Here is a 17,046-nt window from a genome sequence, read left to right as displayed (position 1 = left end):
GCGGCTTTGATCAATTGACGGATGGTTGCCGACTTATGGCTGCCGAGATTGTCCATGACGACAATGTCGCCTGGCTTGAGCACCGGGACCAACTGCTGCTCGACATAGGCGCGGAAACACTGGCCGTTCATCGGTCCGTCGAAGACACAGGGTGCTGTAAGCTGATCGTTTCTCAAAGCGCCCAGGAATGTCAGCGTGCGCCAGTGGCCATGCGGTGCAAATGCCCGCAGTCGCTTGCCTTTTGGACCCCAGCCTCTGATCGGCGACATGTTGGTCTTGATCCAGGTCTCATCAATGAAGACCAGCCGTTCGGGATCAAGGTGATTTTGCAGGGTCTTCCAGCGCTGTCTTTTGCGAGCGACGTCGGCACGAGCTTGCTCAAGGGCGAATAGTGTTTTTTTTGAAGCGCAGCCCTTCACTGCGAATGAATTCCCAGATCGTATTGTGCGAGACGGAAATACCCCGCTCGGTCAACGCCGCCTTCAGGCCATGGAGTGTCAGGTGTGGGTTCTCGGCGAGCCGTTGCACAATGATATCACGATGCGGTTCGAGTATCCGCTTGCGGTGGCCGCCCATCTTGCCGGGATGAACCGATCCGGTCGCACGATGGCGCTGGGACCATTTTACGACTGAAGATGCGGCAATTTCAAACCGCGTCGCCACTGAACGAACGCTTTCGCCACTCAGCACGGCGGCAATAACGCGCTCTCGAAGATCATTCGATATCGGTGCGGTCATCCAACGCTGGCCTCCATCCAGCCAGCATCAGTGAATCAGAACAAAACTGATTTGGGAAGCGCATTCGATTCAGAGAAAAACGGAAACGCTCTAAATAAGGAAATCGTATGATTCTAAGAAGTGCTAAAGGTTCTTCTGTCCTGATGGCCGTAATTGGTGCGGCTCTTGTGGCAGGCGGGTTTTATTACCAAGCCAGTGGTTCGTCTGTTTCCAGCGCGGATCAACAGCGCTGCGAACAAATCATCCAGAATATTTATGGTGACAATGCCGATGCCAAATCGTCGTTGCTGCCGAAATGCAACGAGCCCGGCATGGTCGCGATGATGGAGGCCAGGGCTGGCGGCTCTGGCGCGTCGGAAGCTGCCGCAGCCATTGCCTCTGCCAATCAGACCGACATAACGTCGAATGCATTGGGTTATGGGGTGATGGGCGTCGGTGTTGCGCTGGTGATTTCGGGTCTTTTCGGTATGGCTCGCGCCAAACGAAACGGTCAGGTCTGAGGATCTGCAAGCAGTCTGCTTGTGTAGATGAATCGGGGAATCAGTCCATTGGACTGTTTCCCCCCCCCGCGACCTGCGGCTTCTGTTCAGGAATTAGAGTGCGTTTCGATCTGATTGAATCAGATCGGCGCTCTAATCCGCTATCGAAACCACACCGCAATCCCCGGCCTCGGAGCCGAAGACGAGGCGTTGGCCCTGTTCATCCCAGCCCATGCTGGTGATTGCGCCCTTGCCGGGGCGGCGCAGCAGAACTTCCTTGCTGTCGGCGAAACGAGCAACCAGGATCATGCCGTCATTATAGCCGATGGCTGCAATGTCCTCGACCGGATGGCAGGCAACGGATGTCACCATGCTATCGCCACGAAGACCGAGTTCCAGAGGAGCCTTGCCCATCGGGCCGTCCTTGCCCGCAAAAGGCCAGACGATTGCTGCCGGGGCGCCGGAGGTGGCCAGCCACTTGGCCTTGGCGCTCCACGACCAGTCTTTCACCTTGGCCGGATAGCCGGTCATGCGCATGTGCTTCGTATCTTCGAGACGCCAGCCATGCAGGGCATTTTCCTGCATCGAGGTGATGAGGAAGCGACCATCGGGTGAAAAGATTGCGCCGATATGTGCGCCTTTCCATTCCAGTTCAACAGGCTTCGCCGCCGTTCCGGTCCAGATCAGGGTTGCACCATTATAGCGGGCAATCGCCAGCCGCTGGCCCTTCGGCGCAAAGGCAATGCCTTCGACGCTGCGTTCCTGCGCAAATTCCTGCACCTTGCCGTCAGACGTGCGCACCCAGGCGGTGCGACCCGATGCAAAACCGACAGTTCCGCCAGGGCCTGCTGCCACGGCGGTCATCCATTTGCGCGGGATCTTCGCAAGTTCAGTTACCGTCCCATCGGCGTCGGTACGGCACACGCGACCGTCTTCGCCGCCGGTGATGAGCGACTTTCCGTCAACGGAAACGGTCGCGCTCAACAGTCCGTCATGGGCTGCCGATGTCTTGCTGCCGTTGTTGAGCTGATGGATCGAGCCATCGGCCATTGCGAAGAAGGGAATGCCGCCGACAAAGCGCGCATAAAGACAATGACCTTCAAGGTCGAGCGGAGCTACTGTAGGCATCGGCTTCCGGTATTGTTCTATTGATAAAAGCATTTCCAGCAAATGCTTGGCGCAGTTCTACTGGAAATGCATAAAAATGGACAGATAGAGCATTTCCCGGTTCGAACAGAACCGGAAGCACTTTATCGGGCCTGACTGTTTTCGAAGCCGGCCTTCAGGGCGGCGGGGTCGAGTTCACGTCCGATGAAGACGAGGCGGCTTTCACGCTTTTCGTCTTCCTTCCAGGCACGCTGGTGGTCACCTTCGATGATCATGTGCACGCCCTGCACCACATAGCGGTCCGGATCGTCCTTGAAGGCGATGATGCCCTTGAGGCGCAGAATGTTCGGGCCTTGCGTCTGGGTGATGTTCTGAATCCACGGGAAGAATTTCGCCGGGTCGATTTCACCAGCCCTGAGCGATACTGACTTCACCGTCACATCATGGATCGGCGAGGCGTGATCGTGGTGATGGTCATGATCGCAGTCGGGACCGCACACATGGTCATGGTCGTGATGGTGGTCATGATGATCGTGATCATGCGCATGATCATGATGGTCATGATCATGGTCGCAATCCGGTCCGCATACGTGATCGGGATGATCATGGTCGAGAAAGTGCGGATCGTTGTCCAGAACGCGCTTCAGGTCGAAGGCGCCGCGATCCAGCACGCGGTCGAGCGGAATGGAGGCGCGCTCGGTGCGGTGGATGATGGCATGCGGATTGATGGCGCGAACGGTCGCCTCGATGGCCGCCAGCTCCTGTGGTGTCACGAGGTCGGTCTTGTTGATGAGCACGACATCGGCAAAGGCGATTTGGTCTTCCGCCTCGCGGCTGTCCTTCAGGCGCAGCGGCAGGTGCTTGGCATCGACAAGGGCGACAACGGCATCAAGGCCGGTCTTGGCGCGTACGTCATCATCCATGAAGAAGGTCTGCGCCACCGGAACCGGATCGGCAAGGCCGGTCGTTTCCACAACGATGGCGTCGAAACGACCCGGACGGCGCATCAGTCCTTCCACCACGCGGATCAGGTCGCCACGCACGGTGCAGCAGATGCAGCCATTGTTCATTTCATAGATTTCTTCGTCCGACTCGACGATCAGGTCGTTGTCGATGCCGATCTCGCCGAATTCATTGACGATCACGGCGTAACGCTTGCCGTGATTTTCGGTCAGGATACGGTTGAGAAGAGTGGTCTTTCCCGAACCCAGATAACCGGTCAGAACGGTCACGGGAATGCGGCCAGCTTCAGTGGTCGTCTTGGTTTCAGACGGAGCTTCGGTTTGGGCTTCAGCCTGGCTCATGGTTATGCCTCTTGAAGTTGTGGCCTTTTGAAATCGTGGTCCGGGATGGCCAGTGCGCGGCCAGCGCGAGCGGCACAGCACCGAAACCTCGGATAGGACAATTCATATAAGGGAAGGGCAGCGTGAATGCCATATGCAATGCTATAATATTACATTCGCCTAATCACATTCACGCCAGTTGGAACACGGGCCTTGCAGTATCTAACCTGCCTGATTGGCGAGACGTTGCAATTCGAACCGGGCGAGATCGAACCTGTCGACATCGCGCAGCAGTTCGATAAAGCCCGTCACCGCGTTGGTGATCAGCTTTTCCCCGGCTTCTGCCGTTGCGGTAGCAGCGTTGCCAGCAACCCCTTCCGGGTTGAGATCGTGCATCTTCCAGCCGAAGGCATGAGGGCCATAGGCGCGCAGGAACTTGAATTCCTCGGCGTAACGTGACTGGGCGTTGGAGAAATTGCGTGCCTTCGACATGTCCACCAGATCGGGGCGCAGCGCCAGCATCACCGATGTCTCGATGAAACCGCCATGAATATCGAGCGCTTTTTCCTCCGGCGTAATCAGGCCCTCCGGCAGGCCGAAGCGGGTCCAGCTTGTGGCGACCGCCAGCATGTCGAGCCGCGTGCGTAGTTCGGTTGCGACAATTGTCATCAATGGCGAATTTCCGCCATGTGCGTTCAGCATGACCAGTTTGCGAATGCCGCCAGCGTGAAGGTTTTCACCAATGCCGATCCACTGGTTCACGGCCTCGGCGAAGGCGAGGCTCTGGGTTCCCTCGGTGTCCATGTGTTCGATGGAATAGCCGACCGGCTGTGCAGGCAGGAAATTGACATTCAGCTCGGCAGGCAGCGCATCGCTGACACGCGCGACAATGCCTTCGGCGATGATCGTATCCGTTTCAAACGGCAAATGAGGCCCATGCTGTTCGTGAGCGCCAAGGGGCAGAACGACAATCATGTCGCTGTTTTGATCGCGCAGATCGGTCATGTTTTCCTCGCTTTTTTCATTTCATGGAGCCCCAGAGCGTAACGTCCGTTAGCCATGACAGCAACCGGGCCTTGTTGTTTCATAAGTCGGACAATATTTTACGATATATGGATGGATGGGACTATCGATCAGGCGACAGCAACTGGTTTATTTTGAACAGCGTATCTTGTCCGAAAACCGTTGGATGCTTTTCGGGATGCGCATCAAAGTGCCAACAAGGGCGAGGTGGCGATGAGCAAGGACAATAAGGCGGTTGTACTTTACCGGCTGCAATCCGTGGCAAGACTGTCGCGGACGGTGCTGGCCACGCGGCTTCTGGAACAGGGGCTCTATGCAGGGCAGGATGCAGTCATGCTGCAGCTGGCTGCGGAAGACGGACTGACGCCGGGCGTGCTTGCACAGCGGCTGGGTGTGCGTCCGCCGACCATCACCAAAACCATTGCGCGTCTGCAGGGGCAGGGGTTTGTTGCAAAGCGCGCCTCGGAGACCGATCAGCGCCAGTCGCATGTCTATCTGACGCAGACCGGTCTCGAGACCATCAAGGCGATCGAGAAATCCATTCGCAAGACTGAAAAGGACATGCTGAAGGGGCTCGACAAGAAAGATCGCAAGACCTTCCTCAAGATGCTGAGCCGGATGGAGAGCAATCTTGCGCTTCGCGGTGTCACGCGCATTCCCGATGAGCCTGAAACGGAGGTGCTTGAAGAGGACGACGTGGAATAGGCCTGTCGCTTATCAAGCTCTAACTATTTGTTTTGACGCGCATCTTGGCGGGAAACCGTGAAACACTTTTCAAGATGCGTGCTATCGAAAATGCTTCCAATTCAAGGTTTGCAATGGCATAACCGTTCGCAAGACGAACGGTCGCGTCTCACCTTGTCAGGTTGCGGCCGCGTCTCCGACTGCGGCACGGACCATTTTGGGGAGGCGACTTGGCCCAGAAAATAAAGCTATCGACCATCGCTGATGCGCTTGGTGTTTCGACAGCCACAGTTTCGCTCGCTTTGCGCGACAGTCCCCTCGTTGCCGACCAGACTCGCGAGAAGATCAAGGAACATGCCCGCGCCATCGGTTATATCTATAACCGTCGCGCTGCGAGCCTGCGCACCTCACGCTCCGGCATTGTCGGCGTCGTGGTGCATGACATCATGAATCCGTTCTTCGCGGAAATTCTCAAATCCATCGAAACGGAACTGGACCGGTCGCGGCAGACCTTCATCCTGTCCAACCATTACGATCAGCTCGAAAAGCAGCGCACCTTCATGGATACGCTTTTGCAGCTCGGCGCGGATGGGGTCATCATGTCGCCTGCCATCGGCACGCCGCCGGAAGACATCCAGCTTGCGGAAGATAACGGCCTGCCGGTCGTGCTGATCGCGCGTAGCGTCGAGGGTGTTCATGCGCCGGTTTTCCGGGGTGACGACGCCTATGGTATCGGCCTTGCCACCAATCACCTTATTTCACTCGGTCATACGCGCATCGCGATGATCGGCGGTACGGACCAGACCTCGACGGGCCGTGACCGTTATCGCGGCTATGTGCAGGCCATGGAAAAGGCCGGGCTCGAAGTTCGCCCCGACTGGCGCATTGCCGGGCCGCGCACGAAGCAGGGCGGCTTTGAAGTCGCGCCGCAATTTCTGGCGCTGAAAGACAAGCCGACGGCTGCGGTCTGCTGGAACGATCTGACCGCCATCGGCCTGATGAACGGCATTGCTCGCGCCGGGCTGGTGCCGGGCGAGGACATTTCCGTGACCGGCTATGACGATCTCGAGGAAGCGGCGATCGCAACGCCAGCGCTGACGACCGTCTGGAACGGACAGCGTGAAGTGGGACGCCGTGCCGCTCGCGCACTGCTGGACCAGCTCAACGGCGTCGAGGTTTCTTCGATGCAGGAACTTATCAAGCCGGAACTGCATATCCGGCAATCGACATCCAAGCCGAAACACGGCTGATTTCCCCCGCTCCGGCTCCGGTTACAGCCTTTGGGTTGACCGGTCGCCGGTCCCTCACGAACTGCGACATGCTGTCCAGAGGAATCCAGAGGAATATTGTCATGACCAAGCGCGACGCAACCGTTCTGGTGCTCGGAAACTTCAACGATTATGCCGTCGAGCGTCTGTCCGGTGAGTTTTCGGTGCGCCGCATACCACGCGGTGACGCGGCGCTGGTCGATGCCGACTGGGCAGGCGACATATATTGTATTGCCAGCATGTCCACCGTCGATGCGGCGCTGATCGATGCATTGCCCAATCTGAAAATAATCGGCAATTTTGGCGTCGGTTACGATGCGGTCGATGCAAAACATGCCGGTGCGAAAAATGTCATGGTCACCAATACGCCTGACGTCCTGACTGATGAAGTAGCCGATACGGCGCTTGGCCTTCTGATTGATACGGTGCGGGAATTGTCGAAGTCGCAGGAATTCCTGCGTGCAGGCAATTGGGTGAAGGAAGGCCGCTATCCGCTGTCGAAGCTGTCCTTGCGTGGGCGCAAGGTCGGCATTTTCGGCCTTGGCCGCATCGGCAAGGCGGTCGCCCATCGTGTCGAAGCTTTCGGACTGCCGGTTTCCTATCACAATCGTCGCAAGGCTGAAGGCGTCGCCTACGATTATTATCCGACCCTGCTCGAGCTGGCCAAGGCGGTGGACACACTTATTCTGGTCGCACCGGGCGGCGCGGAAACCGCGAAGGCAGTCAATGCCGAAGTGCTGAAGGCGCTCGGTCCGGACGGTGTGCTGATCAATGTCGGGCGCGGTTCGCTGGTTGATGAAGATGCGCTGGCCGCAGCGCTGAACGATGGCACCATCGCTGCTGCAGGTCTGGACGTTTTCGCGAACGAACCGTCAGTACCACAAGGCCTGCTTGATGCGCCCAACACGGTTTTGCTGCCGCATATCGCATCCGCATCGCAAAAGACCCGTCAGGCCATGGCGGATCTGGTGATCGACAATCTCATTGCATGGTTCGACACCGGCAAGGCGATCACGCCGGTGCCGGAAACGGTGCATGTGCAAGGCTGAAGCAGTCTGTCAGGGGAGTAGGGGAATATGTTTTGATTGCGCATGACCGCAACGAACTTTTACCCTTACTGTCCTACTGCCCGATGTTGACGCACAGCCTCTCCGAACGCCTCGAATATCTTGCGCGACGGAGCATCGGAATGCGCCCAATATTCCGGGTGCCACTGCACGCCGACGACAAATCCCTTCGCATTCCTCACGGAGACGGCTTCAACCGTACCGTCTTCGGCCACCGCCTCGACTTCAAGCTGCGGTGCAAGCTTGTCGATGGCCTGACGGTGAACGGAGTTCACGCGCACGCTTTCTTCTTTGAGGATTTCCGCAAGGCATGAGTTCGGGTTGAGCTTGATCGGGTGCTGGATGGCGAAGCGCTCGGCCTGGCTTTCGGATTCCGGGGCGCGGTGGTCCATCCGGCCTTCCATTTCCTGAATTTCGGTGGCGAGCGTGCCGCCCAGTGCGACGTTCAGCTCCTGTATGCCGCGGCAGATGGCCAGCACCGGAACACCTTTTTCGATGGCTGCGCGGATGAGTGGCAGCGATGTCGCATCGCGGGCATTGTCATAGGGCTCGAACGCGGCGCTCGGTTCGACGCCATAAAGCGCCGGATTGACGTTGGATTTGGAGCCTGTGACGAGAACGCCGTCCACCGCATCCAGAATGGCATCGAGATCCATCTTGTCGCCAAAACTTGGCACCAGAAGCGGCGTTACACCTGCGACGTCGATGGCGGCTGCCAGATATTGCTGGGGTGCTGCGTGCCAGGTGTAGTTTTCAAATGGCTTTACATCGGTCGGTACGGCAACGAGAGGGCGAGAAGTCTTGGGCATAATGTTCGTATCCACCAGTCGGATTATGCTCTTATCTGCTCTGTTCCTTACTTCTCCGCAATGGGTCGCGCAATCACGAACAGGTGTCGTCTTTCGGCTGCGCCATAGGTCTTTCGTCGTGCCTTCTGTGTATTGTGTTGATTTGAACCGATTTTTACGGTCGAAGATGGTTCAAATGCCGATCTCTATATTCTAGGAAGGTATAAAGAGGGATTGGCAGTTGAGGGGATGAATGACTGACGATCAGCTTTTCTCCGTCAGGGGCAAGGTTATTGCCGTGACGGGAGGGTCTTCGGGGTTGGGCCTGCGCATGGTTCATGTGCTGGCGGGGCACGGTGCGCGCGTGATTTCGATCTCGCGCACCCATGCAGGCGAAAGCATTTGCCCATCGGGCGGCGAAGTGCTGGAAATCATGGCGGATGTAACCCATCCGGATGAAATCGTGCGTGCTTTTGATGAAGCGGAAGAACGCTTCGGACCGATAACGACGCTCTTCAACAATGCCGGTGTCGCGCATATGGCACGCGCGCTCGACACGACGCGCGATATGCTGGAGCATATATTCGAGGTCAATGTCGCAGGCGCCTTTTTCGTGGCGCAGGAAGCAGCGCGCCGCATGATCGAGCGCGGCGAGGGCGGCTCCATCGTCAATACGACCAGCATTCTGGGCGAGCGTCCGCAGAAGGGTGCCGCCGCCTATTCCATGTCCAAGGCCTGCGTGACGCAGATGACGCGGGCGCTGGCGCTGGAATGGGCCGCGCACGATATTCGCGTCAACGCGATTTCCCCCGGATGGTTTCCAACGCGAATCAATGAAGATCAGCTGCAAGGCCCTGCCGGGGGCTACTTCAAAGGGCGGAACCCGATGCGGCGCCTCGGCGAGCCTGAGGATCTGGACGGGGTTGTGCTGATGCTGGCTTCCGATGCCAGTCGCTATATGACGGGTTCCGTCATTACCGTGGATGGCGGTCATCAGCTCTGACAAGGTTGGAAGTTTCTTTAGCGGTTATTTCCCGCGTCGTGACTTGTATGGCAGGTTTTTTCTCTAACGGACGGGGGTCTGGCGGTAGAATATCCACATCGACTAATCTGGATTAATTCTCGGGAATGCGGAAACTAACCTGTCCCTGTTCTCCCATTTTAGCCATTTCAGTAATATTAGGACGACTAAAACATGTATGCCGATGGTTGTGATTGCCCGTTGAGGGTTGTGCGTCTGTGGTTTTCCTTAAAAAATATCTGAATACATCTTATGGTGGTTGTCGTGACAGCTTGTGGTTTAATATCCCGAAAGATATTTTTAAGTCATTAGTGCGATATTGCCTCCCCGTATAAGGGATGAATGCATCGATATGTGGCAAAGCCGTAAACCTGAGATACCTGCAGATGTGCGGCTATCTTTTCTCAGAGCGCTGTATGGTAATCGTACCACGCTCTGGTTTGGCTTGCTCGCGCACGTTGTAGCCTGTGTCGTCATCTATGTGAAAACTGATGACTGGCGCTATCTGGTTTTTGGCGGTGTGTTCGCCATCATTGCTGTTGGTCGCATCTTCGACATGCACAAGTTCGACCAGGCAAAACAGCAGTCGCTGTCCCATGCCGATCTCGACCGCTGGGAAACACGCTATCTGATCGGCGCATCCGCCGTCTGCCTGACGCTCGGCATGTTGTGTTTCTTCTCAAGCTATGTGCTCAGGGATTCCTTTGCCGAACTTGCCAGCCTGACCGTGCTGCTTGCTTCGGTCGTTTCCATTGTGGGCCGCAATTATGCATCGGCGAAAGCCGTTGTTCTGATGTCGGCCTGCACGCTGATTCCGGTTCTGGCCGGGCTTATTCTGGCGGGAACGCCGTTTCACGTCATCATTGGCCTGCTGCTGATCCCGTACTTCCTGTCCAACATCCAGATGGCAAACGGTCTGCGCGAGTTTCTCTTCGCTGCAGTCATGGGCAAGCGACGCCTGTCCATTGTGGCCGGGCGTTTCGATGCGGCGCTCAACAACATGCCGCAGGGCTTGCTGATGTTCGACAGCCAGCAGCGCATTGCGGTCATCAACAATAAGGCCAAGGCGATGTTGCAGATCGCCGAACACACCAAGCTGCATGGCCGCAAGCTCGATGTCCTGCTGCGCTATTGCGCGAAGAAGGGACTGTTTCCGCAAAACGACCTGAAAAGCGTGCATGTGCGCATGCAGGATCTTCTGCTGGGCAAGCGCACGCGCGATATTTTCCAGCTTTCGAACCAGCGTTATATCGAATGTATCGGCAATCAGACCCTCAATGAGGGGGCCGTCCTGATGTTCGAGGATGTGACGCAGCGCGTGGAAGCGGAAGCGCGCATTCAGCATATGGCGCGTTATGACGGCCTGACAGGCCTGCCGAACCGCAATTATTTCGAAACCCTGGTGCGATCCATGCGTTCCCACCAGCAAGCAGGCACGCAGGCTGCGCTTATCGTCATTGACATCAATCATTTCAAGCATGTCAACGATACGTTGGGGCATCATACCGGTGACGTATTGCTGCGCCTGTTTGCAGAGCGGCTGAACTCGCTCGATCCGCAGCGTTTCGTCGCGTCACGCTTCGGCGGCGACGAATTCGTGGTGTTCGTCTTCAATCTGCGCAGCGAGGCCGACGTTGCAGGCGTGATGGATCATATCATGACCGTCGTGACCGGAGTCTACGATCTCGACGGCGATCAGGTGCATATCGATATCAGCGCGGGCATCGCGATCGAGGATATCGGAAGATGCGATGTCGGCAGCATGCATATCAGCGCCGATCTGGCACTCTACGAAGCCAAAAGCATGGAAGACAAGCCCTGGTCGATCTTCATCGATGCGATGGACACCAAATATCGCGGGCGCCAGAAACTCAAAGCCGATTTGCGGCTTGCCATCGAGCATGGCGAGATCAAGGTCGTCTATCAGCCCATCGTCAGCGCGCAGTCCCTGCGCGTTGTTGCGTGTGAAGCGCTGGCGCGCTGGGAGCATCCGCAGCTTGGCTTTGTGCCGCCTGCGGAATTCATTCCGCTTGCGGAAGAAATGGGCATCATCACCGACATTACCCGCTTCATGCTGGCGCAGGCCTGTGCCGACTGTCTGTCATGGGGCGACCGCATCGGCGTTTCGGTCAATCTTTCGGCCATCGATCTGAAAAGCAATGACATCGCCCGCGACATCGCCAATGCCTTGCAGAAATCAGGCCTTCCGGCTCACCGCCTTGAGGTGGAAGTGACGGAAAGCGCCATCATCTCGGACCGCAACAAGACTTCGATGGTGTTGCAGCGGCTCAAGAACGCCGGGATCAATATCGCGCTGGATGATTTCGGCACCGGCTATTCCAGTCTCAGCTATCTCAACACCTTGCCATTGACCAAGGTGAAGGTCGACCGTTCCTTCGTGCGCGACATCACCACTGACCGGCGCTCGCTCATGCTGCTTCGCGGCGTTACCCAGCTTTCGCACGAGCTTGGGCTGGGCGTGACAGTCGAAGGTGTCGAAACAGAGGAACAGCTTGCGCTGATCCGTGTGGCGGCGGGTGCCGATCTCGTACAGGGCTATCTTCTCGGTATGCCTGTGCCTGTGGAAGCGATCAGCGCTATGACCACGAAAGCCGCAGCGCGCCGCGACGGCGGGCGAACCGTCGCCTGATTATTTCAGATTTAACTGTTTGTGTTGGACGAGCTTCTCGCGGTTTTTCAAAGTACTGCGAAGTGTTTGGCATGTCTCATCTACGACGCTTAATGTCGTTGCCACTTCTCGTGTAAATCACAGGAATTTGAATATAAATATAATAATTGGGATTTTTTGAGATGCACGTATCATGCTCTTAATGTCTTAGGAGGATGTATATAAGTATTTCGTTATTTGCTTATAAGATGTCTATCAAATTCAATTTGAATATTTAAAGGGGAGGCGATGAAACGATTTTTTCGCTATGCTTTATATGGACTGATCGGGCTTGTTGTTCTTGCCGGTGTTGGTACTGCGGTCTTCTGGAAGAAAATCCACGAAAGCTGGGCGGTCTATCAATATGCCCGGATGTTCAAGGGGCCGGAAATTTTTGAAAACTTCCGCAATGTTTACAGGCGCTATCCATCGGTGCGCATCCCGCATGAGGGCGAAGTCAGCCAGTTGGCGAAAGACGAGCGGCCCTTGCCGGAGACTTTTGTCTACAAGGGTGAGACCCGCAAGATTTCCGACTGGCTGAAGCGCGGCGGCACGACCGGTTTCATTGTTCTGAAAGACGGCGTGATCGTCCACGAGGAATATGATCACGGCAATACCGAGGCCACCCAGAGCATCGCATTCTCCATGTCGAAATCTGTCGTTTCCTTCCTTGTCGGCAATGCCGTTCGGGACGGTCTGATCGATATCAACCAGCCGGTCGACCGCTATTCGCCGGTGCTGGCCGAGGGCGGATAGAAGGGCGTTACGGTCAAGAACGTGCTGCAGATGGCGTCGGGTATCGGATTTAACGAGAACTATGGCGACCTCAATTCCGATATCGTTCGGTATGCTGTCGAGCTTCTGACTGGCTCGATCACAAATTTCACCGCACATCTGAAAAATGAACGCCCGCAGGGAACGCTCAGCCACTATGTGTCGGCGGATACGCAAGTGCTCGGGCTGGTTCTGGAAGGCGCGACTGGTGTTCGTTTTCAGGATTATTTGAAAGACAAACTCTGGTCAAAGCTTGGAGCGGAAGCCGATGTCTATTGGGCGGTGGATCCCACCGGTGAAGCTGCTGCCGGGGCCGGTATGAACGCCGTTCTTCGCGATTATGCGCGTTTCGGCCTGCTCTATCTCAATGAGGGTCGCAACTTCAAGGGCGAGCAGCTTGTACCGGCGCAATGGGTGCACGATTCGGTAACGCCGGATGCGCCTTATCTGATGCCCGGTCGCAAGGATGCGCTCGGCAAAATTCCGTTCGGTTATGGCTATCAGTGGTGGACGCCGGTTGACTGGCAAGGCGACTATAGTGCCGTTGGCATCTATGGGCAGTTCATCTATGTCAATCCTGCCAAAGGTGTCGTCATTGCCAAGACCTCGGCATATTCCAATTACAATGTCGACGGGCAGGATATGAAGGACGAAACGATGTATGCGTTTCAGGTTATCGCCAACGCGCTTTGAAGGCCCGTTTACGGGGCCATTTTGCATTTTTATCGCGTTCGTCACGTGTAAAAGCACAATCCAATTGTGGTGAAGGAGTGTTTTTTGTGGGGCAATAAAAAGGCAGCGCAAAAAGTTATATCTTTACACGCTGATAAAGGCGCATATTCTGCGCACTGATTTGTGGGGCGCGGAAAATCGATTGCATGACGAATACAGCTGTTACAGGCGATAAACCGCCATTGTCCAATTTCGCGCGACAGCTGTTGCAGTTTCTCGACCGGGTGGAATATCGCCGCATCGTCCATGCGGAGGACCTCGAGGAAATCGGCCGTCTGCGTTACCGTTCCTACCGGACGCGCAATGTCATGCATGAGGCGGAAGTGCCGTCTATCGTTGATGATATCGACCGCGATAGCCATGCCTTCGTCTATGGCGTCTATGTGGACGGGCAATTGGTCAGCACGCTGCGCATCCATCATATTACGCCCGATCATCGTCGCGGCACGAGCTATGCACTGTTCCCGGATATTCTTGATCCGCTGCTCAATAGCGGCATGCATTTTGTTGATCCGACCCGTTTTGCCGCCGATCCCGAGCTATTGAGCGAATATCCGGCCATTCCCTATATCACGCTGCGCATAGCGGCGATGGCATCCGAATTTTTCGCGGCAGATCAATGTCTTGCCTCGGTGAAGCCGGAACATATGGCGTTCTATAAGCGCATATTCGGCACCTCTGTCATGGCCGATGCGCGCGAACATGAAGGCTATGGAATCAGGGTCGGGCTTGGTTCCGCACCTATCCGCAATATTCGCGATGCGGTGGCGGTGCGCTTTCCGTTTTTCAAGTCGCAGCCGCATGAACGCCATGCGATGTTTGGTGACATGCGCAGCAGTTCCGTGCCGCTGACGATTTTGCCGACGGCGAAATATACTGGCCTCGGCGTATGAGAATCTAAAAACATCGCCGGATATTAAACAATTAAATGTAGCCAGAGGGGTGGTTTCGCTTTACGAAGATTGCGGAACCGCTTCTGCGGAGAGAGGGTAGTGCGACGAAAAGCCTTGCTGTCAAAGCATCGGTTTGTTCGGTCGCGCATTGAAGATTGCAGTTATTTTCGCTTAACATGACGGTGTATGGGCGGAAATTCTGAATGGGTGGAACTAAAATGGCAGAACATCATACGACGGCTCCGGCTGAACTTGGCGCACCGATGGATTATTCCGAGCATGAGAAAACTTATGCCGGTTTCACGGGCCTGGTTAAATGGGGCACGGTGGCGCTCGTCGCCCTTATGATTGCCATGGCGTTCGGCTTTTTTGCTGGTGGTTTCTTCTCCGCGACCGTTCTTTTCATTCTAGTTTGTGTCGCTGCCTGGTTCATCCTCTAGCGCATCCTTTCGCTGCCGGATGGAGACCAACCGGTGGCGCACGATGCAGCTTTGGTGCTGAACCGGGATTAACCCGCACGATTTGATCGAATGCCTTGGCATGGGGTACCGTGCCGAGGGTTTATGCATGTCTGTAGTTCATTTTTAGAGCGCATCCCGAAAAGTGTGAAACGGTTTTCGGACCAGATGCGCGTTACAAAACAATAGTTAGAGCGCGTTTCGATCTGATTCAATCAGTTCGAAACGCGCTCTAAAAGGGCTTCTTCCCGGAAGCCCGTAATGCCGCCTGACCGGGGGAACCCCGGAAGAACGCCACGAAAGGGAAACCAGCTTGGCCCAGACGTTATTTATCCCGAAAGAGAGTGACCCCAGCGAGACCCGCGTTGCTGCGTCGGCGGAGACGGTGAAGAAGTTCATCGCGCTCGGTTTCGACGTTGTGGTGGAAAAAGGCGCTGGCGAGAAATCGCGCATTCCCGATGCCGAGTTTACGGCAGCCGGTGCCCGCATCGGCACAGTGGCGGATGCCAAAACGGCGGATGTGGTGCTCAAGGTGCGGCGTCCGACGGACGCGGAACTCAAAGGGTATAAATCGGGCGCAGCGCTCTTCGCCATGCTTGATCCCTACGGACATGAAGACGCCGTGGCGGCACTCGCCAAGGCCGGAATTTCGGCTTTCACGATGGAGTTCATGCCGCGTATCACCCGTGCGCAGGTGATGGACGTCTTGTCGTCGCAGGCCAATCTCGCCGGTTATCAGGCGGTGATCGATGCGGCGGAAGTCTATGACCGCGCCATGCCGATGATGATGACGGCAGCGGGCACCGTGCCTGCCGCCAAGGTGTTCGTTATGGGGGCGGGCGTTGCCGGTCTTCAGGCCATTGCAACGGCGCGCCGTCTCGGTGCTGTCGTGACGGCAACCGACGTTCGCCCCGCCGCCAAGGAGCAGGTCGCTTCGCTCGGCGCGAAGTTCATCGCCGTTGAGGACGAAGAGTTCAAGGCTGCGGAAACTTCCGGCGGCTACGCCAAGGAAATGTCGAAGGAATATCAGGCGAAGCAGGCCGCACTTGTTGCCGACCATATCGCCAAGCAGGATATCGTCATCACAACGGCGCTCATTCCGGGGCGTCTGGCGCCGCGTCTGGTTTCCAAGGAAATGGTCGCTTCCATGCGTCCGGGTTCCGTGCTGGTCGATCTCGCGGTCGAGCGCGGCGGCAATGTCGAAGGCGCAGTTGCGGGTCAGATCGCTGACGTGAACGGTGTCAGGATCGTCGGTCACCTCAATGTGTCGGGCCGCATCGCCGCGAGCGCATCGCAGCTTTATGCACGCAACCTGATCGCCTTCGTTGAAACGCTGGTCGACAAGGAAGCCAAGGTCCTGAAAATCGACCCGGAAGAAGAGCTGGTCAAGGCTACGCTTCTGACCCATCAGGGCAAGATCCTGCATCCGGCGTTCGCCAAGGCTGAGACAGCACCGGCTCCGGTTGTTGTTGAAAAGGCTGCCAAGCCAAAAGCCGCGCCGAAACCGAAAGCGGAAAAACCGGCAGCAAAGGCAGCGGCGCCGAAGGCAGCTGCCAAGCCTGCGAAAAACGCACCTGCAAAGGCGCCGAAGACGACGTCTTCCCCCAAGTCTCCAGTTGATGGAGGAGAGGCATAATGGCCGATACAAATCTCGACAAAGCCCTTGAGGGCCTTAATCAGGCTGTGGACGCCGTGCGTCAGGCCGCGGAAAACGCCGGTGGTCTGGGCGATGCTGCGGCGGCTGCCGCGCATGCCGCATCGGGCGGCGCGATCGATCCGTTCGTGTTCCGCTTTGCGATTTTCATTCTGGCGATTTTCGTCGGCTATTACGTCGTGTGGTCGGTTACGCCTGCGCTGCACACTCCGTTGATGGCCGTTACCAACGCCATTTCATCGGTGATCGTGGTGGGTGCGCTTCTGGCGGTTGGCCTTTCGCTTTCGGGCTGGGCAACCGGCTTCGGTTTCATTGCGCTCATTCTAGCGAGCGTCAACATTTTTGGCGGCTTCCTGGTCACCCAGCGCATGCTCGCCATGTACAAGAAAAAAGAAAAGTGAGGCTGAAC

The 17,046-nt window shown here is 56.5% G+C and carries 14 protein-coding genes and 2 pseudogenes; 11 read left to right on the top strand and 5 right to left on the bottom strand.

Going from position 1 to position 17,046, the window contains the following annotated elements:
- Positions 1 to 738, bottom strand: a pseudogene (locus AAE521_RS25385) (IS630 family transposase); the annotation flags it as partial.
- Between the two features lie 107 nt (positions 739 to 845).
- On the opposite strand from AAE521_RS25385, the gene AAE521_RS25380 reads away from it, so the two are divergent.
- Complete coding sequence (locus AAE521_RS25380) at positions 846 to 1,238, top strand: hypothetical protein (RefSeq protein ID WP_071632577.1); 393 nt, start codon at positions 846 to 848, stop codon at positions 1,236 to 1,238.
- 132 nt (positions 1,239 to 1,370) lie between these two features.
- Here the strand turns inward: AAE521_RS25380 and AAE521_RS25375 are convergent, their stop codons facing one another.
- From AAE521_RS25375 to AAE521_RS25365, 3 genes are all read right to left on the bottom strand, one after another.
- Positions 1,371 to 2,345 (bottom strand): WD40 repeat domain-containing protein, encoded by a 975-nt coding sequence (locus AAE521_RS25375; RefSeq protein WP_010659440.1) that lies wholly within the window; start codon positions 2,343 to 2,345, stop codon positions 1,371 to 1,373.
- 122 nt (positions 2,346 to 2,467) lie between these two features.
- A complete protein-coding gene (locus AAE521_RS25370; RefSeq protein WP_342062875.1) occupies positions 2,468 to 3,628 on the bottom strand; it encodes a CobW family GTP-binding protein in 1,161 nt (386 codons plus the stop codon).
- A gap of 201 nt (positions 3,629 to 3,829) precedes the next feature.
- Positions 3,830 to 4,612 carry a creatininase family protein gene (locus AAE521_RS25365; protein WP_071632579.1) on the bottom strand — a complete coding sequence of 261 codons (783 nt, stop codon included), beginning with the start codon at positions 4,610 to 4,612 and terminating at the stop codon, positions 3,830 to 3,832.
- 231 nt (positions 4,613 to 4,843) lie between these two features.
- Here AAE521_RS25365 and AAE521_RS25360 point away from each other — a divergent pair, with 231 nt between their 5' ends.
- From AAE521_RS25360 to AAE521_RS25350, 3 genes are all read left to right on the top strand, one after another.
- Positions 4,844 to 5,335, top strand: coding sequence for a MarR family winged helix-turn-helix transcriptional regulator (locus tag AAE521_RS25360; RefSeq protein ID WP_012091455.1), 492 nt, complete (start codon positions 4,844 to 4,846; stop codon positions 5,333 to 5,335).
- A 209-nt stretch (positions 5,336 to 5,544) separates the two neighbouring features.
- Positions 5,545 to 6,564, top strand: coding sequence for a LacI family DNA-binding transcriptional regulator (locus tag AAE521_RS25355; protein WP_006471199.1), 1,020 nt, complete (start codon positions 5,545 to 5,547; stop codon positions 6,562 to 6,564).
- 101 nt (positions 6,565 to 6,665) lie between these two features.
- Entirely contained in the window at positions 6,666 to 7,631 is a 966-nt protein-coding gene (locus tag AAE521_RS25350) for a 2-hydroxyacid dehydrogenase (RefSeq protein WP_071632580.1), read from the top strand.
- 65 nt (positions 7,632 to 7,696) lie between these two features.
- Here AAE521_RS25350 and AAE521_RS25345 read toward each other — a convergent pair whose 3' ends face one another.
- Entirely contained in the window at positions 7,697 to 8,458 is a 762-nt protein-coding gene (locus AAE521_RS25345) for a gamma-glutamyl-gamma-aminobutyrate hydrolase family protein (protein ID WP_010659445.1), read from the bottom strand.
- Positions 8,459 to 8,690: 232 nt separating this feature from the next.
- Here AAE521_RS25345 and AAE521_RS25340 point away from each other — a divergent pair, with 232 nt between their 5' ends.
- The 7 genes and pseudogenes from AAE521_RS25340 (at position 8,691) to AAE521_RS25310 (ending at position 17,038) form a co-directional block, all read left to right on the top strand.
- On the top strand, positions 8,691 to 9,440 hold the full coding sequence (locus AAE521_RS25340) for an SDR family NAD(P)-dependent oxidoreductase (RefSeq protein ID WP_012091458.1): 750 nt from the start codon (positions 8,691 to 8,693) through the stop codon (positions 9,438 to 9,440).
- 370 nt (positions 9,441 to 9,810) lie between these two features.
- Positions 9,811 to 12,108: a putative bifunctional diguanylate cyclase/phosphodiesterase gene (locus AAE521_RS25335; RefSeq protein ID WP_010659447.1), complete on the top strand. Its 2,298-nt coding sequence runs from the start codon at positions 9,811 to 9,813 to the stop codon at positions 12,106 to 12,108.
- Positions 12,109 to 12,375: 267 nt separating this feature from the next.
- Positions 12,376 to 13,593, top strand: a pseudogene (locus AAE521_RS25330) (serine hydrolase domain-containing protein).
- 185 nt (positions 13,594 to 13,778) lie between these two features.
- Complete coding sequence (locus AAE521_RS25325; RefSeq protein WP_010659449.1) at positions 13,779 to 14,525, top strand: N-acyl amino acid synthase FeeM domain-containing protein; 747 nt, start codon at positions 13,779 to 13,781, stop codon at positions 14,523 to 14,525.
- Between the two features lie 218 nt (positions 14,526 to 14,743).
- Positions 14,744 to 14,965, top strand: a complete 222-nt coding sequence (locus AAE521_RS25320; protein WP_010659450.1) for an aa3-type cytochrome c oxidase subunit IV — start codon at positions 14,744 to 14,746, stop codon at positions 14,963 to 14,965.
- A gap of 331 nt (positions 14,966 to 15,296) precedes the next feature.
- A complete protein-coding gene (locus AAE521_RS25315; protein ID WP_342062874.1) occupies positions 15,297 to 16,619 on the top strand; it encodes a Re/Si-specific NAD(P)(+) transhydrogenase subunit alpha in 1,323 nt (440 codons plus the stop codon).
- Positions 16,619 to 17,038, top strand: coding sequence for a proton-translocating transhydrogenase family protein (locus AAE521_RS25310; RefSeq protein WP_029929302.1), 420 nt, complete (start codon positions 16,619 to 16,621; stop codon positions 17,036 to 17,038). The genes AAE521_RS25315 and AAE521_RS25310 overlap by 1 nt, the downstream gene beginning before the upstream one ends.
- Positions 17,039 to 17,046 lie beyond the last annotated feature (8 nt).

The sequence above is a fragment of the Brucella cytisi genome (genome assembly GCF_038433355.1).
Taxonomy (GTDB): domain Bacteria; phylum Pseudomonadota; class Alphaproteobacteria; order Rhizobiales; family Rhizobiaceae; genus Brucella; species Brucella cytisi.
The sequence above is the reverse complement of the archived record's forward strand: the minus strand, read 5'-3'. Positions and strand labels throughout refer to the sequence as shown.

Bases quoted from the DNA above. Each gene is read 5' to 3' on its own strand.
- AAE521_RS25380 (WP_071632577.1), top strand. From the start codon at position 846: ATGATTCTAAGAAGTGCTAAAGGTTCTTCTGTCCTGATGGCCGTAATT.
- AAE521_RS25375 (WP_010659440.1), bottom strand. From the start codon at position 2,345: ATGCCTACAGTAGCTCCGCTCGACCTTGAAGGTCATTGTCTTTATGCG.
- AAE521_RS25370 (WP_342062875.1), bottom strand. From the start codon at position 3,628: ATGAGCCAGGCTGAAGCCCAAACCGAAGCTCCGTCTGAAACCAAGACG.
- AAE521_RS25365 (WP_071632579.1), bottom strand. From the start codon at position 4,612: ATGACCGATCTGCGCGATCAAAACAGCGACATGATTGTCGTTCTGCCC.
- AAE521_RS25360 (WP_012091455.1), top strand. From the start codon at position 4,844: ATGAGCAAGGACAATAAGGCGGTTGTACTTTACCGGCTGCAATCCGTG.
- AAE521_RS25350 (WP_071632580.1), top strand. From the start codon at position 6,666: ATGACCAAGCGCGACGCAACCGTTCTGGTGCTCGGAAACTTCAACGAT.
- AAE521_RS25345 (WP_010659445.1), bottom strand. From the start codon at position 8,458: ATGCCCAAGACTTCTCGCCCTCTCGTTGCCGTACCGACCGATGTAAAG.
- AAE521_RS25340 (WP_012091458.1), top strand. From the start codon at position 8,691: ATGACTGACGATCAGCTTTTCTCCGTCAGGGGCAAGGTTATTGCCGTG.
- AAE521_RS25335 (WP_010659447.1), top strand. From the start codon at position 9,811: ATGTGGCAAAGCCGTAAACCTGAGATACCTGCAGATGTGCGGCTATCT.
- AAE521_RS25325 (WP_010659449.1), top strand. From the start codon at position 13,779: ATGACGAATACAGCTGTTACAGGCGATAAACCGCCATTGTCCAATTTC.
- AAE521_RS25320 (WP_010659450.1), top strand. From the start codon at position 14,744: ATGGCAGAACATCATACGACGGCTCCGGCTGAACTTGGCGCACCGATG.
- AAE521_RS25310 (WP_029929302.1), top strand. From the start codon at position 16,619: ATGGCCGATACAAATCTCGACAAAGCCCTTGAGGGCCTTAATCAGGCT.